The 1668-nt window shown below is 75.2% G+C and carries 1 protein-coding gene and 1 pseudogene; one reads left to right on the top strand and one right to left on the bottom strand.

Going from position 1 to position 1668, the window contains the following annotated elements; translation table 11 throughout:
- A pseudogene (locus AB0K37_RS42075) lies at positions 1-236 on the bottom strand (hypothetical protein); the annotation flags it as partial.
- Positions 237-361: 125 nt separating this feature from the next.
- Here AB0K37_RS42075 and AB0K37_RS42070 point away from each other — a divergent pair.
- The coding region (locus AB0K37_RS42070; RefSeq protein WP_363991824.1) for a hypothetical protein at positions 362-1668 on the top strand (1307 nt) is incomplete at its 3' end.

The raw sequence follows: 1668 nt of genomic DNA, 5'->3' as shown, positions 1-1668 counted from the left end.
CGCAGCTCGCGGGCGATGTCGCCCTGCTTGCCCGGCGCCGTCTTGAGCACGACGCGGATCACGACGGCGTCACCGGCGAGGGCCTGCACGCCCCATCGCCCGGCGGCGGTGACGCGGACTCCCCGCAGGCGGCCGCCGCCGACAGCGCGGCCATGGCCGTGATCAGCACCGTGGTCGCTCTCGCTCGTGTCCGCCGCCGCATGTCTCCCCTTCCGTTCCGGTGTCGCACACCACAAAGTGTGACACTAGACAATGACACATTGGGAAGTGGCATACTCCGCTTGGGGGTTCGCCCCGATCGGTTCGGGGCCGTCCTGGTTCGCGCGTCAAGGGAGCAGCGGTGTTGGAGCACGTGACGGGCATGAGCGCGACGATCGGCGGCGCGGGCGTCGCGGCGCGGCTCGCCGGGGCGCCGGCCAAACCGGCGGGCGGCGCGGCACTCGACCAGATCCTCATCGCCTCAAGCGCCGCGGCCGCCCTGACGGCGGTGCTGCTGGTGCTCGGCTGGGGGCATCGCAGCGGCCGCGTCGCCGTCCTGGCGCGGGCGGCGGAACTGGCGACGCGCGGCCCGGGCCGCGGCACCCCGGGCTGGGCGGCGCTGCCGATCCCGGTCGCGATGGTGTCGCTGCTGGTCGCGCTGCTCGGAATGTACTGGGACATCTCCCTGCACATCTCGCACGGCCGGGACGAGGGGCCGCTGGCCAACATCGCCCACTACCCCATCCTGATCGGACTGTTCGGCATCTTCACCGCCGGGGTGCTGGCCGTCGTGCTGCCCAGGGGCGAGCGCCCCGGCGCGGCGTCGGTGCGGATCACCCGGGACTGGCACGCCCCCGCGGGCGGCGTGCTGCTGGCCGGCGCCGGCTTCTACGCGCTGCTGGGGTTCCCCCTCGACGACGTGTGGCACCGCATCTTCGGGCAGGACGTGACGCTGTGGGGGCCCACGCACCTGATGCTGATCGGCGGGGCGGGTCTGTCGCTGGTGGCGATGATGGTGCTGGAGCGGGAGGGCCGCCGCGCCTGCGGGGACGCCGACCGGCCGCCGGGGTGGCTGCGGTACGTGCGGCGCTGCATGCACGCGGGCGGGCTGCTGATCGGGCTGTCGGTGTTCCAGGCCGAGTACGACTTCGGGGTGCCGCAGTTCCGGCTCGTCCACCAGCCGCTGCTGATCGCGCTGGCGGCGGGCTGCGCGCTGGTCGCGGCGCGGCTGTGGGCCGGGCGCGGCGGCGCGGTGTTCGCCGTGGTGTTCTACATGATGGTGCGCGGCGGCGTGTCGGTCCTGGTCGGCGGGGTGATCGGGGAGCTGTGGGCGGCGGTGCCGCTGTACTTCGCCGAGGCGGTGTGCGTGGAGGTCGCGGCGCTGGCGCTGGCGCGGCGGCCGCTGGCCCTCGGCGCGGTGTCCGGCGTGCTGATCGGCACGGCCGGGTTCGGCGCCGAGTACGCCTACGGGCAGGTGGCGTTCCGACTGCCGTGGACGCCGGACATCGTGGCCGAGGGCATGGCGATGGCCGTGGTGGGCGGTGTGGCGGGCGGGCTGTGCGGGGCGCTGCTGGCCGAGGGGCTGCACGGGCGGGCGCCGCGCCCGGCGGTGGCGCGCGGGCTCTTCGCGGCGGCGATCCTGGCGGTGGCGGCGGCGGTCGCCAACGGGCTGGTCGTCTCGGTCCCGCA

The organism is Actinomadura sp. NPDC049753, from assembly GCF_040674655.1.
GTDB lineage: Bacteria > Actinomycetota > Actinomycetes > Streptosporangiales > Streptosporangiaceae > Spirillospora > Spirillospora verrucosospora.
The sequence above is the reverse complement of the archived record's forward strand: the minus strand, read 5'-3'. Positions and strand labels throughout refer to the sequence as shown.